20 protein-coding genes are annotated in these 24,061 nt (G+C 73.0%); 10 read left to right on the top strand and 10 right to left on the bottom strand.

Annotated features, from left to right (window positions below; all coding sequences use genetic code 11):
• Positions 1–22: 22 nt before the first annotated feature.
• Entirely contained in the window at positions 23–1,024 is a 1,002-nt protein-coding gene (locus MTF69_RS32410) for an ABC transporter substrate-binding protein (protein ID WP_243339801.1), read from the top strand.
• 77 nt (positions 1,025–1,101) lie between these two features.
• On the opposite strand, the gene MTF69_RS32405 is transcribed toward MTF69_RS32410, so the two are convergent.
• Positions 1,102–2,262, bottom strand: coding sequence for a transposase (locus MTF69_RS32405; protein WP_243339800.1), 1,161 nt, complete (start codon positions 2,260–2,262; stop codon positions 1,102–1,104).
• Between the two features lie 249 nt (positions 2,263–2,511).
• On the opposite strand from MTF69_RS32405, the gene MTF69_RS32400 reads away from it, so the two are divergent.
• Positions 2,512–3,642 carry a hypothetical protein gene (locus MTF69_RS32400; protein WP_243339799.1) on the top strand — a complete coding sequence of 377 codons (1,131 nt, stop codon included), beginning with the start codon at positions 2,512–2,514 and terminating at the stop codon, positions 3,640–3,642.
• Between the two features lie 142 nt (positions 3,643–3,784).
• Here MTF69_RS32400 and MTF69_RS32395 read toward each other — a convergent pair whose 3' ends face one another.
• From MTF69_RS32395 to MTF69_RS32385, 3 genes are read right to left on the bottom strand one after another with little or no spacing between them, the layout of a single operon-like run.
• A complete protein-coding gene (locus MTF69_RS32395; protein WP_243339798.1) occupies positions 3,785–4,003 on the bottom strand; it encodes a hypothetical protein in 219 nt (72 codons plus the stop codon).
• 52 nt (positions 4,004–4,055) lie between these two features.
• Entirely contained in the window at positions 4,056–4,952 is an 897-nt protein-coding gene (locus MTF69_RS32390; protein WP_243339797.1) for an arylamine N-acetyltransferase, read from the bottom strand.
• Between the two features lie 26 nt (positions 4,953–4,978).
• Positions 4,979–6,121, bottom strand: a complete 1,143-nt coding sequence (locus MTF69_RS32385) for an NADH-quinone oxidoreductase subunit D (protein WP_243339796.1) — start codon at positions 6,119–6,121, stop codon at positions 4,979–4,981.
• Between the two features lie 123 nt (positions 6,122–6,244).
• On the opposite strand from MTF69_RS32385, the gene MTF69_RS32380 reads away from it, so the two are divergent.
• Both MTF69_RS32380 and MTF69_RS32375 read left to right on the top strand, forming a co-directional pair.
• On the top strand, positions 6,245–6,736 hold the full coding sequence (locus tag MTF69_RS32380) for a PH domain-containing protein (RefSeq protein ID WP_243339795.1): 492 nt from the start codon (positions 6,245–6,247) through the stop codon (positions 6,734–6,736).
• Positions 6,733–8,103: a PH domain-containing protein gene (locus MTF69_RS32375; protein WP_374324603.1), complete on the top strand. Its 1,371-nt coding sequence runs from the start codon at positions 6,733–6,735 to the stop codon at positions 8,101–8,103. Before MTF69_RS32380 ends, MTF69_RS32375 begins: the two co-directional genes overlap by 4 nt.
• A gap of 64 nt (positions 8,104–8,167) precedes the next feature.
• On the opposite strand, the gene MTF69_RS32370 is transcribed toward MTF69_RS32375, so the two are convergent.
• From MTF69_RS32370 to MTF69_RS32360, 3 genes are read right to left on the bottom strand one after another with little or no spacing between them, the layout of a single operon-like run.
• Positions 8,168–9,307, bottom strand: coding sequence for an endonuclease/exonuclease/phosphatase family protein (locus MTF69_RS32370; RefSeq protein WP_243339794.1), 1,140 nt, complete (start codon positions 9,305–9,307; stop codon positions 8,168–8,170).
• Between the two features lie 3 nt (positions 9,308–9,310).
• Positions 9,311–10,006, bottom strand: coding sequence for a response regulator transcription factor (locus MTF69_RS32365; protein ID WP_243339793.1), 696 nt, complete (start codon positions 10,004–10,006; stop codon positions 9,311–9,313).
• A gap of 2 nt (positions 10,007–10,008) precedes the next feature.
• The gene (locus MTF69_RS32360; RefSeq protein ID WP_243339792.1) at positions 10,009–11,208 is read right to left on the bottom strand and encodes a sensor histidine kinase; all 1,200 of its coding nucleotides are present in this window, start codon (positions 11,206–11,208) and stop codon (positions 10,009–10,011) included.
• Between the two features lie 106 nt (positions 11,209–11,314).
• On the opposite strand from MTF69_RS32360, the gene MTF69_RS32355 reads away from it, so the two are divergent.
• Positions 11,315–12,337, top strand: coding sequence for an SAM-dependent methyltransferase (locus MTF69_RS32355; protein WP_243339791.1), 1,023 nt, complete (start codon positions 11,315–11,317; stop codon positions 12,335–12,337).
• Positions 12,338–12,604: 267 nt separating this feature from the next.
• Here the strand turns inward: MTF69_RS32355 and MTF69_RS32350 are convergent, their stop codons facing one another.
• The 3 genes from MTF69_RS32350 to MTF69_RS32340 form a co-directional block, all read right to left on the bottom strand.
• Positions 12,605–14,161, bottom strand: coding sequence for a M28 family metallopeptidase (locus MTF69_RS32350; protein ID WP_243339790.1), 1,557 nt, complete (start codon positions 14,159–14,161; stop codon positions 12,605–12,607).
• A 286-nt stretch (positions 14,162–14,447) separates the two neighbouring features.
• Complete coding sequence (locus tag MTF69_RS32345) at positions 14,448–15,572, bottom strand: DUF5937 family protein (protein WP_243339789.1); 1,125 nt, start codon at positions 15,570–15,572, stop codon at positions 14,448–14,450.
• A gap of 423 nt (positions 15,573–15,995) precedes the next feature.
• Complete coding sequence (locus tag MTF69_RS32340; protein ID WP_243339901.1) at positions 15,996–17,090, bottom strand: low specificity L-threonine aldolase; 1,095 nt, start codon at positions 17,088–17,090, stop codon at positions 15,996–15,998.
• A gap of 1,313 nt (positions 17,091–18,403) precedes the next feature.
• Between MTF69_RS32340 and MTF69_RS32330 the strand changes: the two genes are divergently transcribed.
• The 5 genes from MTF69_RS32330 to MTF69_RS32310 are packed head-to-tail and all read left to right on the top strand — an operon-like array spanning position 18,404 to position 24,052.
• Positions 18,404–19,429: a Rossmann-like and DUF2520 domain-containing protein gene (locus tag MTF69_RS32330; protein ID WP_243339788.1), complete on the top strand. Its 1,026-nt coding sequence runs from the start codon at positions 18,404–18,406 to the stop codon at positions 19,427–19,429.
• A complete protein-coding gene (gene panC, locus MTF69_RS32325; protein WP_243339787.1) occupies positions 19,426–20,427 on the top strand; it encodes a pantoate--beta-alanine ligase in 1,002 nt (333 codons plus the stop codon). The genes MTF69_RS32330 and panC overlap by 4 nt, the downstream gene beginning before the upstream one ends.
• Complete coding sequence (locus tag MTF69_RS32320) at positions 20,424–22,238, top strand: L-aspartate oxidase (RefSeq protein ID WP_243339786.1); 1,815 nt, start codon at positions 20,424–20,426, stop codon at positions 22,236–22,238. Before panC ends, MTF69_RS32320 begins: the two co-directional genes overlap by 4 nt.
• A 50-nt stretch (positions 22,239–22,288) precedes the next feature.
• Positions 22,289–23,239, top strand: coding sequence for a carboxylating nicotinate-nucleotide diphosphorylase (gene nadC, locus MTF69_RS32315; protein ID WP_243339900.1), 951 nt, complete (start codon positions 22,289–22,291; stop codon positions 23,237–23,239).
• 3 nt (positions 23,240–23,242) lie between these two features.
• Positions 23,243–24,052 carry a type III pantothenate kinase gene (locus MTF69_RS32310; RefSeq protein ID WP_243339785.1) on the top strand — a complete coding sequence of 270 codons (810 nt, stop codon included), beginning with the start codon at positions 23,243–23,245 and terminating at the stop codon, positions 24,050–24,052.
• Positions 24,053–24,061 lie beyond the last annotated feature (9 nt).

Raw genomic sequence — 24,061 nt, 5'->3', positions numbered from 1 at the left:
CCACCCCTTGAAGGAGATTGAGATGAGCAAGTCCACGCGCGCCCTCGGCGCGGCCCTGGGTGCGGTCGCCCTGACCGCATCGCTCGCCGCGTGCGGCGGCGACAGCCTGGAGAAGACCAAGGACGGGGGCTCCTCCGCCGCCGCCTCCGGGTCGTCCGAGGGCGGCAAGGGCGGCAAGCTGGTGATCGGCGCCGCCGGCTTCACCGAGTCCAACGTGCTGGCCGAGCTGTACGCGCAGATCCTGAAGGACGCCGGCTACAGCACCTCCATCACCACGGTCAACAACCGCGAGCTGTACGAGCCGTCGCTGGAGAAGGGCGAGATCGACATCGTCCCGGAGTACGCGGCGACCCTCGCGGAGTTCCTCAACGCCAAGGTGAACGGCTCCAAGGCGCCGACGGACAAGCCGGTGGCGTCGAGCGATGTGACGGCGACGGTGGCGGCCCTGGAGAAGCTTGCGGCCCCGCTGGGGCTGAAGGCGCTTCCCGCGGGCTCGGCGGTCGATCAGAACGCCTTCGCGGTGAGCAAGGAATTCGCCACGAAGAACAATCTCAAGACCCTTTCCGATCTGGGCACGTCCGGTCTGAAGGTGAAGATCGCGGCCGGTGACGAATGCGCGGTGCGGCCCTTCTGCGCACCCGGATTGAAGTCGGCATACGGAATCGACGTTTCCGGTATTGACCCCAAGGGCGTCGGAACCCCGCAGGCCAAGCAGGCGGTGAAGGACGGCGCCGACCAGCTCGTCCTCACCACCACCACGGACGCCACCCTGGACAGCTTCGGCCTGGTCCTGCTGGAGGACGACAAGAAGCTCCAGAACGCCGACAACGTGCTCCCGGTGGTCAACGCCAAGGACGCCGGCGCCCCCGAGATCGCGGCCGCCCTCGACAAGATCACCAAGGCGCTCACCACGGCCGACCTGATCGAGCTGAACCGCAAGGTCGACGCCGAGCGCGCCAAGCCGGCGGATGTCGCCAAGGCCTATCTGGAGTCCAAGGGGCTGGTCAACTTGACCCGGCCCTGAAGGGCCGGGCTTGGAGGGCCGGGCTTGGAGGTAGGGCATCACTGGCTGTGGTGTGGCCTCCTCCGTCCGGACCACCCTTATGGGGTGGCTGGGACGCGTGACTCACGCCCCGCGGTCCACACGGCTCCGGCCTTGCGGTCGATGTTGTGGGACGCGTTGTCGTCCGCGTGCATGATGACGCCGCAGGCGCGGCACGCGAACGTTGCTTGATCGACTCGGTTCTTCCGGTCGATGTGTCCGCACTCGGAGCATTGCCGGCTCGTGTACGCCGGATCGACGTACACGAGCGGCACCCCGGCCCGCTTCGCCTTGTAGGCGATGAACTGGCCGAGCTGGTGGAAGCTCCACGAATGCAGTGGTGTCCGCTGGTCCTTGCGGAGCCGTACCCGTTCGCGGATGCCCGTGAGGTCTTCGAGGGCGATACCGCGACCGGTGCGTTCAGCGGTGGTGACGATCTTCTTCGAGATGATGTGGTTGATGTTCGCGGCGTGCCGCGCCTCTTTGCGGCTGCGGTGCTTCAGGCGCCGCTTCGCGGACTGGGTGCCCTTGGCCTGGAGCTTGCGGCGGAGTTCCAGCTGGCGCTTTCGGTGCCGGTTCATACCGCGCCCGGAGGCCCGGTAGCCGGTGGAGGTGGTGGCGATGTTGACGATGCCGAGGTCCACACCGATGAACCCGGACGGGTTCTCGTTGACCGGGTCTTCTGGGATCTCGCACACTGCGATCAGGTAGAACACGCCGTCGCGTTCGATCAGGTCAGACTCACCTTTACGGTACTCGCGGAGCATCTTGAGCGCGTTCGCGGAGCAGGCGAAGCGGACGTTCTTGAGCCGCCCCGCCGTGGTCCAGATACTGACGGTCCGCGCGTCGTACTGCCAGGACAGGCACCGGTCGTCGTACGGGTGCGCGGCCTCGGGGCGGAAGACGATCGGTTTCGACTCCGCTTTGACCCTGCGCTTCGATCCGGGCCTGCCCAGGTTCCCCGCCCTGATGTTCGCCTTCAACGTGGTGTAGGCGTCACGGGTCTTCTTGATCACGTGTTGGGCCGCCTGCGCCCCGAGACCGGAGGCTTTCAGCTCGGCGTAGGTGTGCTTCCGCAGTTCGTACTGACGTGGGGCTCCGTGTTCGAACGCCACCGAGGACACCCAGTTGGCCCGTTCGTTGACCATGCGCAGGGTCGCTGACAGCGCGGGTGCCTGCACGGCATCCGGCATCAACTTCACCTGCGCAACAATCTTCACGCAGAACACGCTAGAAGGACCGGCCAAAGCGGATCAAGCTGAGGCCAGAACGGTCACTCAGAGCACTCCGGCCCTCCGCGCCTCCGGGTCAGGGATCGATTCCTCCCAGGCATAAAGGCCCGGGGTCCACGCAGAGTCCGCTGAAGAAGTAGGAGTTGCGCCTTTCGTGCGTCAAGGGCGGTAACTGCTCGGGAACAGATTTCCGGGCGGCTACCCCACATCCTGTCCACGCCCTGTAAATTTCAGGCCATGCCCCGTGGACGCCACCGCAATCCCGAACCCCTTCACCGGCTGCTCACGCCGTCGGCCGTCGCCGGTGTGTCCGTAGCCGGCGCCGGCGCCGCCTGGCTGCTCGCGGAACCGATGGCGCTGCGCCTGCTCGTGGCCCTCACCGCGGCCGCCGGCCTGGTCGGCGCCGTCGTCATGCGCTCGTGGGACCTGTCGGCCGGCCGCCGGGTCAACGAGCTCGGGCGCGAGCGGGTCAAGGACGAGTGGCGCACGGACGAACGGATAGCCGAGCTCGAGTCCGACCTCGAAGAGGCCCGGGTGCTGCGCGGCAAGCTCGACGCCAAACTGCGCGCCAAGCGGGTCGAACTCGCGGGCCTGCGCGGGGAGCACGCGTCGCTGCTGCGCCGGTACGCCACCGCCGAGACCGAGCGGGCGAGTGCCCTGGAGGGACGCAGGCTGCTGGCCATCGAGGCCGCGGCCCCGGCCGCATCCGCCGCCGCGGGTCCGAAGGAACTTCCCGCGGTCTCCGAGGAGCGCACCAGCGCCGGCGCCGCCACCTCGGTGGGCTTCGCCCGCGCCCACGCCGCGCTCGCGGCCCTGGCCGACACGGCGGCGAAGGCCGCCGAGCCCGCCCCGGAGGCCCGGAGCGGCCCGCCCGGCCTCCCGGCCGCCCCTGCCCTTCCGCTGGGCTCCGCTGCCCCGGCCGCCCCGGCCGCCCCGGCGAAGCCCGCCGAGCTGGAGTCGCACGCCCGCCCCGCGCTCACCGGTCCCGCGCCCACCGGCCCGGTGCCCGTGGGCCCGGTGGCCGCCGTCCCCGCGCGCAGGCGCGCGGCCGCGGTGGCCCCGTACGCCGCCCAGCGCCGGCCGGCCTCCCGCGTCGAGGGCGGCTTCGACTTCTTCGGTACGAAGACCGCGGCGCAGGCCCGCACGGTCATCGAGTCCGTCCAGAACGAGGACCTCGCCGATGTCGTCGGCGAGGAGGCCCTCGCGCTCCACAAGGCGGAGTCCGCCCGGGGCGGGGCGGAGCCGGCGGCCCTCGTCGGCACCGTCAAGGCGACTGCGGACCGCGCCGTGGGCCAGGTCATCGACCTCACCGCTCACGACGAGACCGAGCCGATCGACGTGGTGCAGCTGCGCACCGCGATTTCCTAGCGCACCGAACCGAACCGGCGGACCGCCCGGGCTGCCGGGCGGACCGTCGGCGTGACGTGGCCGGCGTCCGGCTCCGGCTTCGGCTTTCCACAGCCTGTGCACAAGCGCGGCACACCGTCCCGTCCGGACCGGGGCAACAGCTCTAGAACAGCGGTAGTTGGCCCGGCAGCGGGGACAGGGTGAAGCCGTCCAGCGTGGGGGCGGCGGCGCCGAGGGTCACGCGGGCGCGGGAGCCGGGGCAGGAGACGAGGTCCCCGCGGACCCGCCCGGCGGGCGGGTCGTGGCGGGCGATCCGCCCGGCGGTGACGGCGCAGTCGCGGCCGCAGGTGGGGCAGGCCCGGCGGGGTGAAAGGGACGGCATCCCCCAAGTCTGCCCTGCCCCGCGGACATCGGCCCGCCCGGCCGCTCCCGGGTCAGTGGCCCCGGCTGGCGGCCCAGCTCTGGTGGGCCCGGTCCACCCGGGTCCACAGGGCCGTGCGGTCGGTCGGGGTCAGGTCGTCGAGCGCGCGGCCGAAGACGCCCTCCAGGGCGGCGTAGAACTCCTGCGGGCCGTCCAGTACGCGCTCCGTGTTCCCCCGTACCGGGTCGGTCCGGCTCAGCACCCGCCCCCGCAGGGCGTCGATGCCGTCCGCGTCGCGCCGCAGGGCCGCGAAGGTGCGTACGAAACCGGATTCCCCGGAGGTCGACAGCCGGACGTGCTCGGCCTCGAAGCCGGCCGCTCCCGCCGCCCCGGCGGGCTCGGTGCGGAAGTTCACGAGCGGGGTGGAGCTGCCCGGGTGGCGGTAGAGCCAGCCCGTTCCGGGCAGCCGCTCAAGGGAGTAGGTGAAGGCCCCCTGCCGGTACGAGCCTTCGCGCAGCGGCAGCGGCTCGTACGGGCCGTCGCCGAGCCCGGCATCCACGAAGAAGTCATCGGTTGCGGCGGTCCCGGGCACGCGGACGGTGAGCGCCAGGTGGTCGCCGCTCACGCCCTGGGCGGCGGCTTCGGACTGGGACTCCTTGTACACGCCGCCGACATGGCGGGTGACCTCGTAGCCGAGGTGGTCGAGGAGCGCCGCGAAGGCCCCGTTGAGGTGGAAGCAGTAGCCGCCGCGCCCGGCGGCGAAGCGGCGTGCCGACAGCTCGGGGTCGATGCCGGGGGCGCGGCCGAGCTGGATGTCGACGTTCTCGTACGGGACGCGCTCCAGGTGCGCCCGCTGGAGGGCGAACAGCCCCTCCACGGACGGCGCACCGGGCTCCTCGATGCCGAGTCGCCGCAGGTAGGCGGCGTATATGCCGGGGGACGCAGAGCCTGCTGAGGTGCCGGGGGTCATGCGATCACCCTAGGCCGTGCGTCCGGTCACTTGTCGATGTCGCCGACGACGAAGAACAGCGAGCCGAGGATCGCGACCATGTCCGCGACGAGCTGCCCGGGGAGCAGGACCGCCAGCGCCTGGATGTTGTTGTACGACGCCGAGCGCAGCTTGAGCCGGTACGGGGTCTTCTCGCCCTTGGAGACCAGGTAGTAGCCGTTGATGCCGAGGGGGTTCTCGGTCCACGCGTACGTCTCGCCCTCGGGCGCCTTCAGTACCTTCGGCAGCCGCTGGTTGATCGGGCCGGGTGCCAGCTCCGCCATCCGGTCCAGGCAGGCGACCGCGATGTCCAGCGCGTTGTGGGTCTGCTCCAGCAGCACCTCGAAGCGGGCCAGGCAGTCGCCCTCGGTGCGGGTGACGACCTTCAGGACGTCCTGGAGCTCGCCGTAGGCGAGGTACGGCTCGTCGCGGCGCAGGTCGAAGTCGACGCCGGAGGCGCGGGCGATCGGGCCGGAGACCCCGTACGCGTGCACGGCCTCGGCGGACAGGACGCCGACGCCGCGGGTGCGGGCGCGGAAGATCTCGTTGCCGCGCACCAGGTCGTCGTAGACGTGCATGCGCGTGTTGACGTCGGCGATGGCGGCGCGGGCCCGGCCCAGCCAGCCGGCCGGGAGGTCCTCCTTGAGGCCGCCGACCCGGTTGAACATGTAGTGCATGCGGCCGCCGGAGATCTCCTCCATGACGGCCTGGAGCTCCTCGCGCTCGCGGAACGCGTGGAAGATCGGGGTGATGCCGCCCAGCTCCAGGGGGTACGAGCCGAGGAACATCAGGTGGTTCAGGACCCGGTTCAGCTCGGCGAGCAGGGTCCGCATCCACACGGCCCGCTCGGGCACCTCCATGCCGAGCATCCGCTCGACGGCCATGACCACGCCCAGCTCGTTGGAGAACGCGGACAGCCAGTCGTGGCGGTTCGCGAGCATCACGATCTGGCGGTAGTCGCGGGCCTCGAAGAGCTTCTCGGCTCCCCGGTGCATGTAGCCGACCACCGGCTCGGCGCTGACGATGCGCTCGCCGTCCAGGACGAGGCGCAGGCGCAGCACGCCGTGCGTGGAAGGGTGCTGGGGGCCGATGTTGAGCACCATGTCGGTGCTCTCCGCCGCGCCGCCGATGCCGACCGTGGTCTCCGTCATGGCGGCATTGTCTCAGCCGGCGGGGGTGGCTCGTAGCTCGGTCCGGATCGCGGATCGGGCGCGGCGGCCGACGGGTGGTGCGAGCCCCGCCCGCAGAACGGGCCACCGCCCTAGGGTGGGGGGATGGACACGGGGACAGAGGGTGGGACGGGTCTGCCCGAGTGGGTGGGGCTGCAGGGAGAGCTGCTGACTCTGCGCAGGCTCTTGCTGGCGCTGTGGATGTCCCTCTTCACGGTGGTGACGGCCGTCGTCCTGGGGATGGCGGTCGGCCCGGGGTGGGCGGCGGTCGGCGGGTTCTGGCTGGTGGTGCTGGCCTGGGGCTGGGTGATGCTCGGACGGAACTGGCGGTCCTGGCGGTACGCGGAGCGCGCGGACGACCTGCTGATCAGCCGGGGCGTGATGTGGCGGGAGCAGACCGTGGTGCCGTACGGGCGGATGCAGCTGGTGGAGGTGACCTCGGGGCCCCTGGAGCGCCGCTTCGGGCTGGCCACCGTGCAGCTCCACACGGCCGCGGCGGCGACCGACGCCACGATCCCCGGACTCGCGCCCGAGGAGGCGGAACGGCTGCGCGACCGGCTGACGGAGCTCGGCGAGGCAAGGTCGGCGGGGCTGTGACTCCGTCGGCGGGTGCGGGTGCGGGTGCAGGGGCGGGTACGGGTGCGGGTACGGGCACGGGTACGGCGGCCGCGGCCGGTCAGGAGCGGCGGCTGCATTTCCTCACTCCGCTGCGCCGTGCCTGGGTGCCGATCGCCGCGACCATCGGCATCGTCGCCCAGCAGGGCGAGAACGTCGCCGAGTGGGTGTCGGCCGTCTCCACCGTGCTGCGGGTCCTCGCGCTGGCCGCGCTGGTCCTGGTCTTCGGCCTGTACGGGTTCCTCAGCTGGTGGTTCACGCACTACGCCGTCACCGACACCGAACTGCGCATCCGCAGCGGGCTCCTCTTCCGCCGCACCGCGCACATCCGCCTCGACCGGATCCAGGCGGTCGACGTCACCCGCCCCCTGCTGGGCCGCATCGCGGGCGTCGCCAAGCTGCGGCTCGACGTCATCGGCACCGAGGCCAAGGACGAGCTGGCCTTCCTCTCGGAGAAGGACGCCGTCTCGCTCCGCGCCGAGCTGCTGGCCCGCGCGGCCGGTTTCACCCCGGCCGAGGCACCGCTCCTGGGCGAGGCTCCCGAGCGGGAGCTGCTCCGGGTGGGGCCGCGCGATCTGGCGGTGTCCCTGCTGCTCACCCTGACCACCTGGGCGATCCTCGCCGGCGGGATCGTCGGGCCCCTGCTGGTGTGGTGGTTCAGCTCCAGCCCGTGGGTGGCCATCGTCGCCCTGCTCCCGGTCCTGGGCGCGATGTGGGCGGCGAGCGCCGGCCGGTTCCTCGCCGAGTACGACTGGCGGGTCGCCGAGTCCCCGGACGGGCTCCGGCTCGACCACGGGATGCTCGACCGCGCCCACGAGACGGTGCCGCCGGGGCGCGTGCAGACCGTACGGATCGTCGAGCCGCTGCTGTGGCGCCGGCGCGGCTGGGTCCGGGTGGAGCTGGAGGTGGCCGGCTCGAAGAACGACGTCCTGGTCCCGGTGGCCACCCTGGCCGACGCCCACGCCGTCGTCGAGCGGGTGCTGCCCGGCGTCGACCTCGGGGGCCTCGTCTTCGAGCCCTCGCCCCGGAGCGGGTCGCGCTGGGTGGTCCCGGTGTGGTGGAAGGGGTACGGCCTGGCCGTCTCCGCGGACGTGTTCGCCGCCCGCCACGGCCGGCTGTGCCGGCGAACGGAGATCGTCCCGCACGCCAAGGTGCAGAGCGTGCGCCGCTCCCAGGGCCCCTGGCAGCGCGCCCGCGGCCTGGCCGACGTCCACGTCGACACCGGCGCGAACGGTACGGTCACGGCCCACCTGCGCGGCGCGGCCCAGGCCGCCGAACTGCTCCACGCCCAGGCGGCCCGCTCCCGCACCTCCCGGGCCGCGGCCCGCCCGGACCGCTGGATGACCTGAGACCGGGCCGGTCCGGTCTGATCCGGTCTGATCCGGTCTGATCCGGGCCGGCGGCTCCCGGGGCTCAGCCCGTGGGGACCCGGAGCGTGGCGCGGCCCGTCAGGACGCGGTGGTCGGAGCAGTTGACCCGGGTCACCGGCCGGGCGATCCGGTCGTCCCGCCCGACGGCCTCGCAGTCGCCCGGGATGTTCTGCGCCCGCGCCGAGTAGGTGCCATCGGGCAGGTTGCCGCGGGCGAGGATCAGGTCGATCTTCGGGTGCGGACCGCACGCGGGGGGCCCGTTGACCTCGCGCGGGGGCAGCGCCGTCCACGTGCCGTAGCCCGGACAGTGGGCGGGGTTCGCGTCGTCGAGCTCGGTGTGCTTCCTCATCAGGGGCTTCAGCCGGGTGTACTGGTCGAGGTCGGGCTGGGCGTTGAAGTCGCCCGCGACGAGGTACACCTGCCTGTTCCTGGCGAAGGAGTCGAGCACCCGGCCCACTTCGGCCAGCTGCAGCCCGTTGATCTTCTTCTTCGCCGAGCCGCCGCCCCCGCTGGGCATGGGACGGTTCGATCCGGTGATGTGGACCGTGCAGAACTTCATCCGCGGCTGGTCCCGTAGCGGGGCGCAGAGCATTTTGCGGTCCTCGACGCCCCGGCCCGCGGCCGTCAGCCGGGTCTTCTCGGCCGGCGTGTAGTCCTTGGGCAGGAGGTAGTCCTTGGACGGCCCGAGCTCGTGGCTGCTGAGCAGCGCGTTCCCGAAGCCGCCGCCCTCGCAGATGCCGGTGCCGGGGGCCCGGGTCAGGGTGAACCGGGCGTGGGCGTACGGCACCGTCCACCCCTCGGCCTTGGCGAGCCGCTTGACGAGCGCCTCGTACTGGCCCTGGCAGATCTCGTTGAAGGAGACGAAGTCGGGCCGTTCCGCCGTGATGGACCGGGCGGCGTTCTCGATCAGGCCGGTGTCGGTCCGGCCGTGATGGATGGCGCTCCCCGCCACGTTCCAGTGCCACACCGAGTAGGCCCGTGTCTCGGTGGTCCCCAGGTCCGGATCCGAGCCCGTGTCCAGCCCGGTTCCCGGGTCGTGTCCGGTGGACCGGCAGCCGGCCGCGTACAGGATCGCCAGGGCCAGGACGGCCGCCCCCAGCACGGTGACGAGGGGCCACCGTCGGCGGCGGCGGCCCCCGGGTATGGAGCCGTCCCGTGCGAAGGACGGCTTAGAGGTGCGCACGGTCTACAGAGTCCCGCCGCCGCCCGCGCGGACCAGCCCGGTCTCGTACGCCAGGACCACGACCTGCACCCGGTCGCGCAGGTCCAGCTTGGTCAGGATGCGGCCCACGTGGGTCTTGACCGTGGCCTCCGACAGGACCAGGCGGGCGGCGATCTCGCCGTTCGACAGGCCCTGGGCGACCAGCAGCATGACCTCGCGCTCGCGCTCCGTCAGCCGCTCGACGTCCTTGTTCCGCGGCTCCGCCGAGGTCGACGGCAGCATCGGCGCGAACCGGTCCAGCAGCCGGCGCGTCGTGGACGGGGCGACGACCGCGTCCCCGCTGTGCACCGAGCGGATCGCGGCCAGCAGCTCGCCCGGCGGGACGTCCTTGAGCATGAACCCGCTCGCGCCCGCCTTCAGGCCGGAGAAGGCGTACTCGTCGAGGTCGAAGGTGGTCAGGATGATGACCTTGGGGTGTTCCTCGGGCTCGCAGATGCGGCGCGTCGCCTCGACCCCGTCGAGGCGGGGCATGCGGACGTCCATCAGCACCACGTCCACCTTGGTGGCGCGCAGCACCTCCAGCGCCTCCAGGCCGTCGCCGGCCTCGGCGACGACCTCCATGTCGGGCTGTGCGGCGAGCACCATCCGGAAACCGGTGCGCAGCAGTACTTGGTCGTCGACCAGCATCACGCGGATGGAGGGGCCGGTGGGGAAGGACATGGTCACCTTTTCTTCAGGGGGAGCAGGGCGCTGATCCGGAAGCCGCCACCGGGCCGGGGGCCCGCGTCGAGGGTCCCTCCGACCATACCGATGCGTTCGCGCATGCCGATCAGCCCGTGTCCGGCGCCGTCCGCGCCGCCGTCCGTGTACAGCTCGCGGGCCGCGCCCCGGCCGTCGTCCTCGACGAGCAGGCCGAGCCCGTCGTCGAAGTAGACGAGCCGCACGCTGGCCTTCGCGTCGGGGCCGCCGTGCTTGCGCGTGTTCGTCAGCGCCTCCTGGACGATCCGGTACGCCGTCAGCTCCAGGCCGCTGGGCAGCTTGCGCGGGGCGCCCTCGACCTCGAAGTCCACCGCGAGCCCGGCCGCCCGTACCTGCTCGACGAGCACTTCGATCTGCTCCACGTCGGGCTGCGGCACGTAGTCCTCGGACTCCTGCGGCTCGCCGGTGCGCAGCACGCCCAGCAGCCGGCGCATCTCGGCCAGGGCCAGGCGGCCGGTGCCGGAGATCGTCTGCAGGGCCTCCTTGGCCTGCTCGGGGGCCGCGTCCATCACGTAGGCGGCGCCGTCGGCCTGGACCACCATCACCGAGACGTTGTGCGCGACGACGTCGTGCAGCTCGCGGGCGATCCGGGCCCGCTCGGCGGCGACGGCCACCTTGGCCTGCGCCGCGCGCTCCTGCTCCAGGCGCTGGTTGCGCTCGACGAGCTGGGCGTAATAGGCCCGGCGGGTGCGCAGGGAGTCGCCCATCACCCAGGCGAGGGCGAAGGGGACCATCAGGAACATGACGAAGAGGACGCTCTCGAAGGTCGTGGCGCCCTTGTCCACGCCGATGCGCAGGAAGTAGAGGGGGGACGCGAGCAGCCCCCAGCCGAGGGCGGTGCGCGAGACCCAGCGCGGCACGTCGGAGGCGGCGACCGTGAAGAGGACGACGAGCATCGCGAAGTCGTAGAAGTTCGCCTCCGCGCCGATGGCCAGCTGGTAGAGGCCGGTGGCGACGGTGAGCCAGAAGACCGGGACGGTCCACTTGCGGCGCAGCGCGACGGCGCTGCTCAGCGCCACCACACAGGGGGTGGCGAGCAGCGCGGAGGCGGTGGTCTGGTGCATCGAGGCGACGACGGCCATCGAGAACCCGAAGAAGAGGACAGCCCAGAAGCTGTCGACGCCCGTCGGGTGTCTGCGGAGGAAATCGTAGAGGCGCTGCACGTAACCCAGAGTAGGGACAGCCGATAGGTGCTGGAGTCAACCAGAGGGGCGATCCATGCGACGGGCGAGTACTACCGGAGGTGGAGGCGACCATAACCTTTCAGTGATGAGTACTCAGGGTGAAGGCACGGCGCAGGCGGGTCCGGTCCGCTGGCGGACCGCGATGGAGCGGGCGCTGTACGGCCCCGACGGCTTCTACGTCCGCCCCGGCGGCCCCGGCCCCGCGGGGCACTTCCGCACGTCCGTGCACGCCTCGCCGCTCTACGCGCGGGCCGTGGCCCGGCTCCTCCTGTGGGTGGACGGGGAGCTCGGCCGTCCGGAGGAGCTGGACCTGGTCGACGTAGGGGCCGGACGAGGGGAGCTGCTGGCCGGGGTGCTGGCGGCGCTGCCGCCGGAGACGGCCGCGCGGGTGCGGCCGTACGGGGTGGAGCGCGCGGGGCGGCCCGCCGGGCTCGACGGGCGGATCCGGTGGGTGAGCGAGCCGCCCCGGGGGACCCGGGGGCTGCTCTTCGCCAACGAGTGGCTCGACAACGTCCCGCTGGACCTCGCCGAGGACGGCCGCTACGTGGAGGTCGCGCGGGACGGTACGCAGAGCCCGGGCGGCGCCCTGGACGGGCCGGACCGGGCCTGGCTGGAGCGGTGGTGGCCGGACGCGGGCGGGGATGCGGGCGGGCATGCGGGCGGGCTTGCGGGCGGGGGCCGGGCGGAGATCGGGAGGCTGCGCGACGAGGCCTGGGCGGCGGCAGCCGGGAGCGTGGAGCGCGGGCTCGCGGTCGCCGTCGACTACGCCCACACCCGGGACGCCCGGCCGCCCTTCGGGACGCTGACCGGGTTCCGCGCCGGGCGGGAGACCGCCCCGGTGCCGGACGGGAGCTGCGACGTCACCGCGCACGTGGCGCTCGACGCGTGCGCGGGGCCGGGCGCGGTGCTGCTGACGCAGCGGGACGCGCTGGCCGCCCTCGGTGTCTCGGGGGCCAGGCCCCCGCTGGCCCTGGCCTCCACCGACCCGGCGGCGTACGTCCGGGCGCTGTCTCTGGCCGGGGAAGCTGCGGAACTCACCGCCCGGGGTGGGCTGGGCGACTTCGGCTGGCTGGTCCAGCCGGTCGGCGTGGCCCCCTGGCCGGGATGACGGCAGCCGCTGCGCGGGGCCTGTCCCCTACCCGCCCTTCCACCATCCCCCAGACTCCGTCCGGGGGACCCCCAGCTGGGGCTCCGCCCCAGACCCCGCTCCTCAAACGCCGGAGGGGCTGGATATGGCCGACGTCGGCGACAATCCAGCCCCTCCGGCGTTTGAGGAGCGGGGGTCCGGGCGAAGCCCGGGGAACGGAGGAAGGGCGGGTAGGGGACTCGGCGCCGCGCAGCGGCTGCACCGGCCCCGACCCGCCCCCCGGACGGACTACTCCGTGGCGTGGTCGTGGTCGTGGCCCTCGTGGAGGCCACCCCCACTGCCCCCGCCGTTGGTCGGCTCGGAGACGACCGGCCGGCCCAGCGGCGCCAGGTCGAACGCGTAGTGCCCCACCGCGTCCGCGATGACGTCGACGTTGATGTCGAGCGCCTTCTGGTCGATGTTCGCGATCGTGTCGCCCTTGCCGTGGTAGTTCACGTCGTACGCGACCCCGGCCTGACCGCCGAACTTCGCCGCCTGCTCCGGCGTCTTGATGCCCTCGGCGCCCGTGAACGTACCGCCCGAGGGGATGCCGACCTCGATGAACGGGCCGTAGTCGGAGCGGCCCGAGAAGTCGGTGCCCTCGCGCGGGATGTTCTTGGAGTCGAGGAAGTCGTTGATCCCCTTCTCCAGCTGAGCCGAGCCCTCGGGGCCGGGGCCCGCGCCGACCTTGTCCGAGTCGTCGCCGTCGTAGACGAAGTACGCGGCGTTCGGCGAGGCGATCATGTCGAAGTTCAAGTAGAGCTTGATCTGCTTCTTCTGCTCCTCCGTCAGCCCGGCGACGTACGCCTCGGAGCCGAGCAGGCCGAACTCCTCCGCCGACCACCAGGCGAACTTGACCTTGTTCTTGATCTTGCCCTGGCTGCTCGCGAGCCTCTGCGCGACCTGGAGGATGCCGGCCGAGCCGGAGCCGTTGTCGTTGATGCCAGGGCCATCCGTGACGGAGTCGAGGTGCGCGCCGAGGAAGACGGTGTTGTTCTCGTCGCCGCCCCGCGTCTCCGCGACGACGTTGTACGTCTTGCGGTTCTCCCGGAACTCGCGGATGTCGAGGGTGACCTCGACCGGTCCCGCGGCGGCGTCGGCGGCGAGCCGCTCGCCCTCGGCCCGCGTGACGCCACCGGTCGGGATCTTCCCCGCGTCCGCCGAACCTATGGTGCCGTTCAGGGCGCCCTCGACGTTGTTGTAGATCACCGCGCCGACCGCGCCGGCCGTCGCCGCGTTCTGCTGCTTGACCGCGAAGGCGCAGCCGCCGCGCTTGATCAGCGCGACCTTGCCGGTGAAGGCGCCCGCGGCGAAGTCGGCGGGCTCGCAGCCGTTGGTGCCGTCGGCGTCGACCGGGGCGGCGGCGATCTGCGCCGTCACGCCGTCCGCCGGGCCGCTGGCGGTGTACGTCATCAGCTTGATCGGGACGTCGCGGCCGGCCGCGCCGTTGACCTTCAGGGTCTCGGCGACCGCATCGACGTACACGAACTCGAACTCGTTCTTGGTGACCTTGTATCCGGCCGCGCGCATGACGGCCTCGACGTACTGGGCCGATTGGACGTGGCCCTTGGAACCCGCCACACGGGTGCCGTTGTTGTAGTCGGCGATGGCCTGGAAGACCTTCAGGTGGTTGTTGGCACCCTTGCCGGTGGAGTCCTTGACCAGCTTTCGGGCCAGCGCGTCACCCCGGGCGGCGTCGCTCTGCGGGCTGCCGGTGGCTCCGGCGGGTCCGGCGAGGAGCAGGGGGGAGACGAGGGCCGCGGCTGCCAGGGCGGCGGTGGCTGCGGCTATACGGCGTGAGGGCATGAAAGTCCTTCCACGGCAGATGCGCGTGCGCATGCGTAGGGCGTACTGCGTTCGGGCTGTGGCGTGCGGGGGTGCGAGGGTGCGAGGGTGCGGGGACGCGGTGCAGACGCAGGTCGGGTGCGTTGCACCGAGTGGGAGGAGCGGAGCGTGGACGCACGTTAGACATCAAGTGGCGGCCATGGCCAGAGTTTTCACTGATTCCGGTTTGTGAAATCCGTATATCGGATCATCTGAGCCGTCGAAAACAGGCCAGTGCCCGCTCTTCGCTCCCGCGGTGCTTCCGCTGCTACCGCAGGATGCCCTCGATGAAGTCGGAGCCGATCCGCGCGACCGCCGCCAGGTCCAGCTGGTGCTGGACGTACCGCCCTTGGCGGCGGGTCTGGATCAGCCCGGCCTTCTTCAGCACCGCCAGGTGGCGGGACACCTCCGGGGCGGTGATCCCGTGCGCGGCCGCCAACTCGCCGGTCGTGTAGGGAGCCCGCGCCAGATTGCGGCACAGCATCATCCGCATCGGATGGGCCAGTGCCTCCATGCGCCGCTGCATCAGCTCCAACGACCCCGGGGAGGAGGCCAGTTCGGGTGAGCCGAGCGGGTAGTGGATCACCGGGCGCCAGCCGGGGGCGTGCAGCACCAGCAGGTGGGGCCAGCCGAAGTTCGTGGGCACGAACAGCAGGCCGTCGCCTATTCGGGGATCGGTGGCGGTCGTGGACCCGTGGACCATCTTGTCCACCGTGACCGTGGTCAGCCGCTCGTCGACGCTCAGCGCCGAGGAGACCTCCTTCAGCACGGCAGGCAGCCCCTTGCGCCGGAGCACCTCCGTCTTGTGCCGGACGTCCGCGCTCTGACGGGGCTCGACCCGGCGCCAGGTCTCCGCGAAGAAGGCGTCGTCGCAGTCCTCCAGCAGCCGGCGCAGCCAGACCCGGACACCGGCGGTGTCGTCGAGCACGCGTACGGCGAAGGCCAGCTGCTGCGGACCGCGCGCGGAGGCCGTCTCCAGGGCCTTGGCCCGGGCGAGCGGATCCGAGAGAGGGGACGGGCCGCCGTCGTCGTTGTAGAGGGCCAGCCGGCAGTGTTCCAGGGCGGCCGTCACGAACCGCTCGTCGTCCAGCCGGTCGAGTACGTCGAGCTCGGCGGCCAGCGTGGCGGCCGGCAGGCCGGAGCCGCCGGGAATCCCGGCGAAGGCCATGAACAGGTCGGCGAAGGAGCTGCGCCACATGAAATCGCCCTCCAGCAGCCGGTCCGCGAGGCCGGGGTCGAGGGCGGCGGTGGTGGTGGAGCTCCAGGAGGCGAGCCCGGGGTGATGGCCGGGCTGGGAGAGCGCGTGCAACGCCATGCAGAGCTCTGCGAGGGGGGACGGCGCGAAGCCGATCCGCTCCGCGGGGAGCCCGGTGATGTCGATGGTGACGCTCATCGGATCATTCTGCCGCCGCGGTGGGGCTGCGGCTGGCAGGCCACGCGGCCTTCGCCCGGGCGGCCGATGCGGGGGCGGTCCGGGGGCGGCCGCCTCGTGCGGCGCCGTTGCCGGGGACCAGTCCCCGGGCCCCTGCGCCTCAAACGCCGGCGGGGCTGGGGTGTGGTCGGTGGGGGCGTGGCTGCGGGTGGGGGCCGGTGCCGGGGTCGGGGTGGGGTGTCGGCCTGGACTGCATGATTTAGGCGCCCTGTGCTCTGCTTCGACAGTTGTGGGGTGTGCTTGCGCCACAAATCACGCTTTACGTCCAGGCCGACACCCCACCCCGCCCCCGTCCCCGGCCCGGGCCGCTCCCGGCCCCGCCGACGGGGGTGGCAGAGGGGGTTTCCAATCGTCCGGAGTAGAGGGCGGGGGTTGGCTACCGGGCTACAGGCGGGCCACGAAGTTTGTGACTGCCGTGGTGACTTCGGCGGGTGTCCAGGACAGGCCCGGGCGGGTGACTTCGACCTCCGTCACCGACAGGCCCGGCGGGCCGTCGGGGGACCAGCGGCGGAAGAGGACCGTGCCCGTCTCCTCCGCCAGCCGGACGCCCGCCTCCGTGAGGCGGTCCGCGTCGTAGGGGAGCCACACCTGGAACTGGTGGGTGTGCGGGACCTCCGGGTGGACCCGGAACCAGGGCACCTCCGGGGCCGCGGCGAACGCCGAGGACATCGCGGACGCCACCGTCCGCGCCTTGGCCACGTAGGAGGGCAGCTCCGGCAGCTCCCGTTCCAGCCCGGCCAGGGCGGACAGAGCGGCCGGGAACTGGCGGAAGATCTGGCCCCCGTACCGGTGGCGCCAGACCCTCGCCTCCGCCACGAGCGACGCCGATCCGGCGAGGGCGGCCCCGCTGAGGCCCCCGAGGGACTTGTAGAAGGAGACGTACACCGAGTCCGCCAGCGCCGCGATCTCCGGCAGCGACCGGCCGAAGTGGACCGTCGACTCCCAGAGCCGGGCCCCGTCGAAGTGGACCACCGCGTCCCGGTCGCGGGCGGTGTCCACCAGGGCCGACAGCTCCTCCCAGGTCGGGAGCAGGAAGCCCGCGTCGCGGAGCGGAAGCTCCAGCATCAGCGTCCCGAACGGCTCCGGCAGCTCGGCGAGCTCCGACGCGGTCGGCTGGCGCGGTTCGCCCGTCGGGTGGACGGTCCGCAGCCCCGAGACGACGGACAGCGCGCCGCCCTCCCACCGCTCCGGATGGCTCATCGGGTGCAGGGCGACCACCGGGTTCCCGGTCCGGCCGGCCCAGCAGCGCAGCGCGATCTGCTGGGCCATGGTCCCGGAAGGGAAGAACGCCGCGTCCTCGGTGCCGAGCAGCTCCGTGACCCGCTGCTCCAGCCGCTCCACGACGCCGTTGCCGTAGATGTCGCCCGGCTCGTCGGGGTCCGGGGCCAGCCCGCCCAGCTCCGCGAGCAGCTCGCCGACCGTGGCCTCCCGCAGACTGTCCGACAGCTTTCGCTGGGCCGCCCGCCCGGCAACCACCATCCGCGCCGTAACGTCGTCGGCGGCCTGCGCCGTAACGTCGTTGGCAGTCTGCGCCGTAACGTCGTCGGCGGTCTGCGCCGTAACGTCGTCCGCGGTCTGCGCCGCAACGTCGTCGGGGGCCCGCGCCGCAACGTCGTCCGCGGCCTGCTCCGCGGCCTGCTTCGCTTCCGCGGCCTGCTCCGCTTCCGTGACCCTGCGTGTGACCGCGTCCGTTTCCGTGTCCGTACCTGCACCCGTGCCCGTTACCGCGTCCGCTGCGGTGTCCGTGTCCGCACCCGCTGCCGTGCTCTGCCGCGTCACCTGGTCCGCGGCCTCGTCCGCGCTCTGTGCCTCCGCCCGTTCTGCGGCTGCCTGTGCCGCCACCGGGTCTGCGGCCCGCTCTGCTACGTCATCCCCGCCGGGTGCCCCGGCCTCGTTCGGTACCGGCGCCGCGTCGGGTTCGGCGGCCTCGCCCGCGTCTGCCACCTCCCCGGCCCCGTCCGGGACCCGCTGTGCGTCCGGGTTCGCGGCTGTGGTCCGGTCGGCTGCCGCGTTGGGTTCCGCGACCCGCTCCGCGTCGGGTTCCGGGATCCGCTCGGCGTCCGCGCTCGTCACCTGCCCGGCCGCCCGCTCCCCGGCCCCATCTGGGACCCGCTGTGCGTCCGGGTTCGCGGCTGTGGTCCGGTCGGCCGCCGCGTCGGGTTCTGCGACACGGTCGGCGTCGGGTTCCGGGATCCGCTCGGGGTCCGCCTCCGTCATCTGCCCGGCCTCCGGTTCCCCGTTGACGTCCGTCACCCGCCCGGACGTCTGTTCCCAGGTCCCGTCCGGGACTCGCGCGGCTGCGGCCCGTTCCGCCGCCGCGTCCGGCTCCGCGATCCGCTCCGGGCCCGCGACACGTTCCGCTGCTGCGTCCGGTTCCGCGATCCGCTGCTTGCCCCTGCTGCCACCCGTACCCGGGTGTGGCTCCGCACTCGTCCCAGGGTGTGGCTCCGCCCCCGCGGCCGCCCCCGTACCCGCGCCCGGCTCCGCTCCCGCGCCCGGCCCCGCCCCCGGGCCGGAGCCCGACCCCGCGGCTGCCCCCGTACCCAGCCCCGCCCCCGGGCCGGAGCCCGACCCCGCGGCTGCCCCCGTACCCAGCCCCGCCCCCGGGCCGGAGCCCGACCCCGCGGCCGCCCCCGACCCCGCGGCCGCCCCCGCCCCCGGGCCGGAGTCCGACCCCGAGCTTGCCCCCGTACCCGTGCCGGGCTCCGAGTCCGGCCCCGGGGCCGCCGCCCGCTCCGTGTCCTGGTTCATGCCCCGATCATCGCCGACCGGCCCACACACCAGGGGCTAGCATGGCGACGTATCGTCCGGTACCCCCCGCGGACCGGAACGGAACGGAAGGCCTCCCCCGCGTGAACACAGCCCCCCAGGCGGAGCGCCCCGCCCGGCTCTCCGTCGGTGTCGTCGGAGCCGGCCGGGTCGGCCCGGCGCTGGCCTGTGCCCTGCAGCAGACCGGGCACCGGCCCGTCGCCGTGTCCGGTGTCTCCGATGCCTCGCGCCGTCGCGCCGCGCGGATGCTGCCCGACGTGCCCGTCGTGTCCCCCGCGCAGGTCCTGCAGGTCTCCGACCTCGTGCTGCTGACCGTCCCCGACGACGCCCTGCCGTCCCTGGTGGAGGGCCTCGCCGAGACCGGTGCGGTCCGCCCCGGACAGCTCCTGGTGCACACCTCCGGGCGGTACGGGGTCTCCGTGCTGGACCCCGCGCGCCGCGCGGGCGCGCTCCCGCTGGCCCTGCACCCCGCGATGACCTTCACCGGCACCGAGGTCGACGTGCAGCGCCTCGCGGGCTGCTCCTTCGGGGTGACCGCCCCCGACGAGCTGCGGCTCGCCGCCGAGGCCCTGGTCATCGAGATGGGCGGGGAGCCCGAGTGGATCGCCGAGGCGAACCGCCCGCTCTACCACGCGGCCCTCGCCCTCGGCGCGAACCACCTGGTCACCCTGGTCGCCCAGTCGATGGAACTGCTGGCCAAGGCGGGCGTCGAACACCCGAACCGGATGCTCGGCCCGCTCCTCGGCGCGGCCCTCGACAACGCCCTGCGCTCCGGTGACGCCGCCCTGACCGGCCCGGTGGCCCGCGGTGACGCCGGTACCGTCGCCGCGCACGTCTCGGAGCTGCGCAAGCACGCCCCGAGCACGGTCGCCGGGTACCTCGCGATGGCCCGTACGACCGCCGACCGGGCCCTCGCGCACGGTCTGCTCAAGCCCGAACTGGCCGAGGACCTCCTCGGTGTACTCGCCGATGGCGCGGACGGCATCGGCCCCGGTCCCGGCACCATCCCCGGCCCCGGCCCCGAGGGACGCGAAGGCGGCGACCTGTGATCCTCCTCGACACCGCAGACGCATTGCACGCCCTGCCCCGCGCCGCGGCGGCCGGCCGCCGCGGCGTCGTCATGACCATGGGCGCCCTCCACGAGGGCCACGCCACCCTGGTCCGCACCGCCCGCGAGCACGTCGGCCCCACCGGCCAGGTCGTGGTCACGGTCTTCGTCAACCCCCTCCAGTTCGGGGCGAACGAGGACCTCGACCGCTACCCCCGCACCCTCGACGCCGACCTGGCGATCGCCGAAGAGGCCGGCGCCGACGCCGTGTTCGCCCCGGCCGTCGACGAGGTCTACCCCGGCGGCGACCCCCAGGTCCGGATCACCGCCGGCCCGATGGGCGGCCGCCTCGAAGGCGCCACCCGACCCGGCCACTTCGACGGCATGCTGACGGTCGTCGCCAAGCTGCTCCACCTCACCCGCCCCGACCTGGCCTTCTTCGGCCAGAAGGACGCGCAGCAACTGGCCTTGATCCGGCGCATGGTGACCGACCTGAACTTCCCGGTGGAGGTGGTCGGCGTACCGACCGTCCGCGAGACGGACGGGCTCGCGCTGTCCTCCCGCAACCGCTACCTCTCCGCCAAGGAGCGCGGCACCGCCCTCGCCCTGTCCCGCGCCCTGTTCGCCGGGCGCGACCGGCTCGCCGCGCAGGCCGCGCTGCGGGCCCGCGCCGAGGCGCAGGCCCCGCCGGCCGGCGACGAGCGGGCCACCGGCCTGGCCCGGCTCGGCGAGATCCGCGCCTCCGCCGACGCGCACGCCGTCGCCGCGGCGGGCGCCGGGCTGCCGGAGGCCGTACGGGCCGCCGCGCGGCACGTCCTGGAGGAGGCGGGCCGTCACGATCCGCCGCTCGTCCTGGACTACCTGGCGCTGGTGGACCCACAGGACTTCACCGAGGCCGGTCACGGCTTCACCGGTCAGGCCGTGCTGGCCGTCGCCGCGAAAGTGGGCGCGACCCGGCTGATCGACAACATCCCATTGGAGTTCGGAGCACAACCGTGAGCACCCCAGGCAGAGGCCCCGCAGCAGCGGGCACCAGCACCGGCATACGGCTCCACGCCCCGGCGCCCGGCTGGTCCGTGGACGCCGATGTCGTGGTCGTCGGATCCGGAGTCGCCGGACTGACCGCCGCACTGCGCTGCGCCGCCGCGGGCCGCCGTACCGTCGTGGTCACCAAGGCCCGGCTCGACGACGGCTCCACCCGCTGGGCCCAGGGCGGCATCGCCGCCGCCCTCGGCGACGGGGACACCCCCGAGCAGCACCTCGACGACACCCTCGTCGCGGGCGCGGGCCTGTGCGACGAGGCCGCCGTCCGGCTCCTGGTCACCGAGGGCCCCGACGCCGTACGCCGCCTCATCGAGACCGGCGCCGTCTTCGACACCTCCGCCGAGACCGGCGAGATCGAGCTGACCCGCGAGGGCGGCCACCACCGCCGCCGCATCGCGCACGCCGGCGGGGACGCCACCGGCGCCGAGATCTCCCGGGCGCTCGTCGAGGCCGTCCAGGCCGCGGGCATCGAGACCGTCGAGAACGCCCTGGTCCTGGACCTGCTCCTGGACGCCGAGGGCCGTACCGCGGGCGTCACCCTGCACGTCATGGGCGAGGGCCAGCACGACGGGGTCGGCGCCGTCCACGCGCCCGCCGTGATCCTCGCGACCGGCGGCATGGGCCAGGTCTTCTCCGCGACCACCAACCCGTCGGTCTCCACCGGCGACGGGGTGGCCCTCGCGCTGCGCGCCGGCGCCGAGGTCTCCGACCTCGAATTCGTGCAGTTCCACCCCACCGTGCTCTTCCTCGGCGCCGACGCCGAGGGCCAGCAGCCCCTGGTGTCGGAGGCCGTCCGCGGCGAGGGCGCGTACCTCGTCGACGCCGGCGGGGTCCGCTTCATGACCGGCCAGCACGAGCTCGCCGAGCTCGCCCCCCGCGACATCGTCGCCAAGGGCATCATGCGCCGCATGCAGGAGCAGGGCACGCAGCACATGTACCTGGACGCCCGGCACTTCGGCGCCGAGATGTGGGAGCAGCGCTTCCCCACCATCCTGGCCGCCTGCCGCTCGCACGGCATCGACCCGGTCACCGAGCCGATCCCGGTCGCCCCGGCCGCGCACTACGCCTCCGGCGGCGTACGGACCGACCTGCACGGCCGCACCACCGTCCCCGGGCTGTACGCCTGCGGCGAGGTCGCCTGCACCGGAGTGCACGGCGCGAACCGGCTGGCCTCCAACTCCCTCCTGGAGGGCCTGGTCTTCGCCGAGCGCATCGCCGACGACATCATCGGGAACCCGCCCGCGGGCACCGGCCCCGGCATACCCGTCCCGGCCACCGGCCCCCTCCAGCCCGCCGAGGCGCGCTACGAGATCCAGCGCATCATGACCGACGGCGCGGGCGTGCTCCGCTCCGCCGAGTCGCTGCGCCGGGCCGCCGCCGCGCTCGAAGCCCTGTACGCGACGGCGCTGACGGAGCTGGAGACCCGGGGCAAGACGGCCGTCCCCGGTACCGAGACCTGGGAGGCCACCAACCTCCTGTGCGTGGCCCGGGTGCTGGTCGCCGCCGCCCAGCGGCGCGCGGAGACCCGCGGCTGCCACTGGCGCGAGGACCACCCGGACCGGGACGACACCGAGTGGCGGCGCCACCTGGTCGTGCGCCTGTCGGAGACCGAGCGCCGGGCCCTGGTCGTCACCCCGACGGACTCGGCGGACTTCCCGTCCGTACGGATCCCCTTGAGCAGCAACAGCAACAGCAGCGACACCAGCAACACCAGCAGCAACGCCAGCAGCAACAGCACCCGCAGCACCGACAGCCTGGAGCGGTAACCGTGAGCACGCACGAGCACGACCACACCCACCCGCACGAAGAGCTCCCGATCCTCGACCAGAGCGAGGGCGGCGGCTGCGGCGACGACTGCGCCTGCGGCGAGGGCGAGGAGACCGGCCTGGACCCGGCGCTCGCCCAGCTCCTGGTGGACGCGGGCCTGGACCCGATCGAGGTCGAGGACATCGCGCACATGGCGATCTCCGAGGACCTCGACGGCGGGGTCGACGTCACCACCGTCGCCACCGTCCCCGAGGACGCCGTCGCCACGGCCGACTTCACCGCGCGCGAGGCCGGCACGGTCGCCGGCCTGCGCGTCGCCGAGGCCGTGCTCTCCGTCGTCTGCACCGACACCTTCGAGGTGGAGCGGCACGTCGAGGACGGCGACCGCGTCGAGGCCGGCCAGGTGCTGCTGTCCGTACGGGCCCGTACCCGGGACCTGCTCACCGGCGAGCGCAGCGCGCTGAACCTGCTCTGCCTGATGTCGGGCATCGCCACGGCCACCCGCACCTGGGCCGACGAGCTGGAGGGCACCAAGGCCAAGGTCCGCGACACCCGCAAGACCACCCCGGGCCTGCGCTGCCTGGAGAAGTACGCGGTCCGCTGCGGCGGCGGCGTCAACCACCGGATGTCGCTGTCCGACGCGGCGCTGGTGAAGGACAACCACGTGATCGCGGCGGGCGGCGTCCGCGAGGCGTTCAAGGCCGTGCGCGAGCAGTTCCCCGACCTCTCCATCGAGGTCGAGGTGGACACCCTCCAGCAGGTCCGCGAGGCCCTGGACGCGGGCGCGGACCTGATCCTGCTCGACAACTTCACGCCCATCGAGACCGAGGAGGCGGTGGCGCTGGTCCACGGCCGCGCGGTCCTGGAGTCCTCGGGCCGCCTCACCATGCACAACGCCCGCGCCTACGCCGAGACCGGCGTCGACTACCTCGCGGTCGGCGGGCTCACCCACTCCTCCCCGATCCTGGACATCGGCCTCGATCTGCGCGAGGCGGTGTAACCGATGCTCCTCACCATCGACGTGGGCAACTCCCATACGGTCCTTGGCCTGTTCGACGGTGACGAGATCGTCGAGCACTGGCGCGTCTCGACCGACCCGCGCCGCACGGCCGACGAGATGGCCGTGCTGATGCAGGGCCTGATGGGCATGCACCCGATGCTCGGCAACGAACTGGGCGACGGCATCCACGGCATCGCGATCTGCTCGACGGTGCCGGCGGTGCTGCACGAGCTCCGCGAGGTGACCCGCCGCTACTACGGGGACGTTCCGGCGGTGATCGTGGAGCCCGGCACCAAGACGGGCGTACCGATCCTGATGGACAACCCGAAGGAGGTCGGCGCGGACCGCATCGTCAACGCGGTCGCCGCCGCCGAGCTCTACGGCGGCCCCGCGATCGTCGTCGACTTCGGTACGGCGACCACCTTCGACGCGGTCTCCGCCAAGGGCGAGTACGTCGGCGGCGTCATCTCCCCGGGCATCGAGATCTCCATGGAGGCCCTCGGCGTACGGGGCGCCCAGCTCCGCAAGATCGAGCTGGCCCGCCCGCGCAACGTCATCGGCAAGTCCACGGTCGAGGCGATGCAGTCGGGCGTGGTCTACGGGTTCGCGGGCCAGGTCGACGGGATCGTGAACCGCATGGCCAAGGAGCTGGCCGGCCCGAACGGCGTCCCGGACGACGTCCGCGTCATCGCCACGGGCGGCCTGGCCCCGATCGTCCTCGGCGAGGCCGCGGCCATCGACGACCACGAACCCTGGCTCACCCTGATCGGCCTGCGGCTGGTCTACGAGCGCAACGCACCCGCCTTCGGCTGACCCGATCGC

It is taken from the genome of Streptomyces sp. AP-93 (assembly GCF_022808175.1).
Lineage (GTDB): Bacteria > Actinomycetota > Actinomycetes > Streptomycetales > Streptomycetaceae > Streptomyces.
The sequence above is the reverse complement of the archived record's forward strand: the minus strand, read 5'-3'. Positions and strand labels throughout refer to the sequence as shown.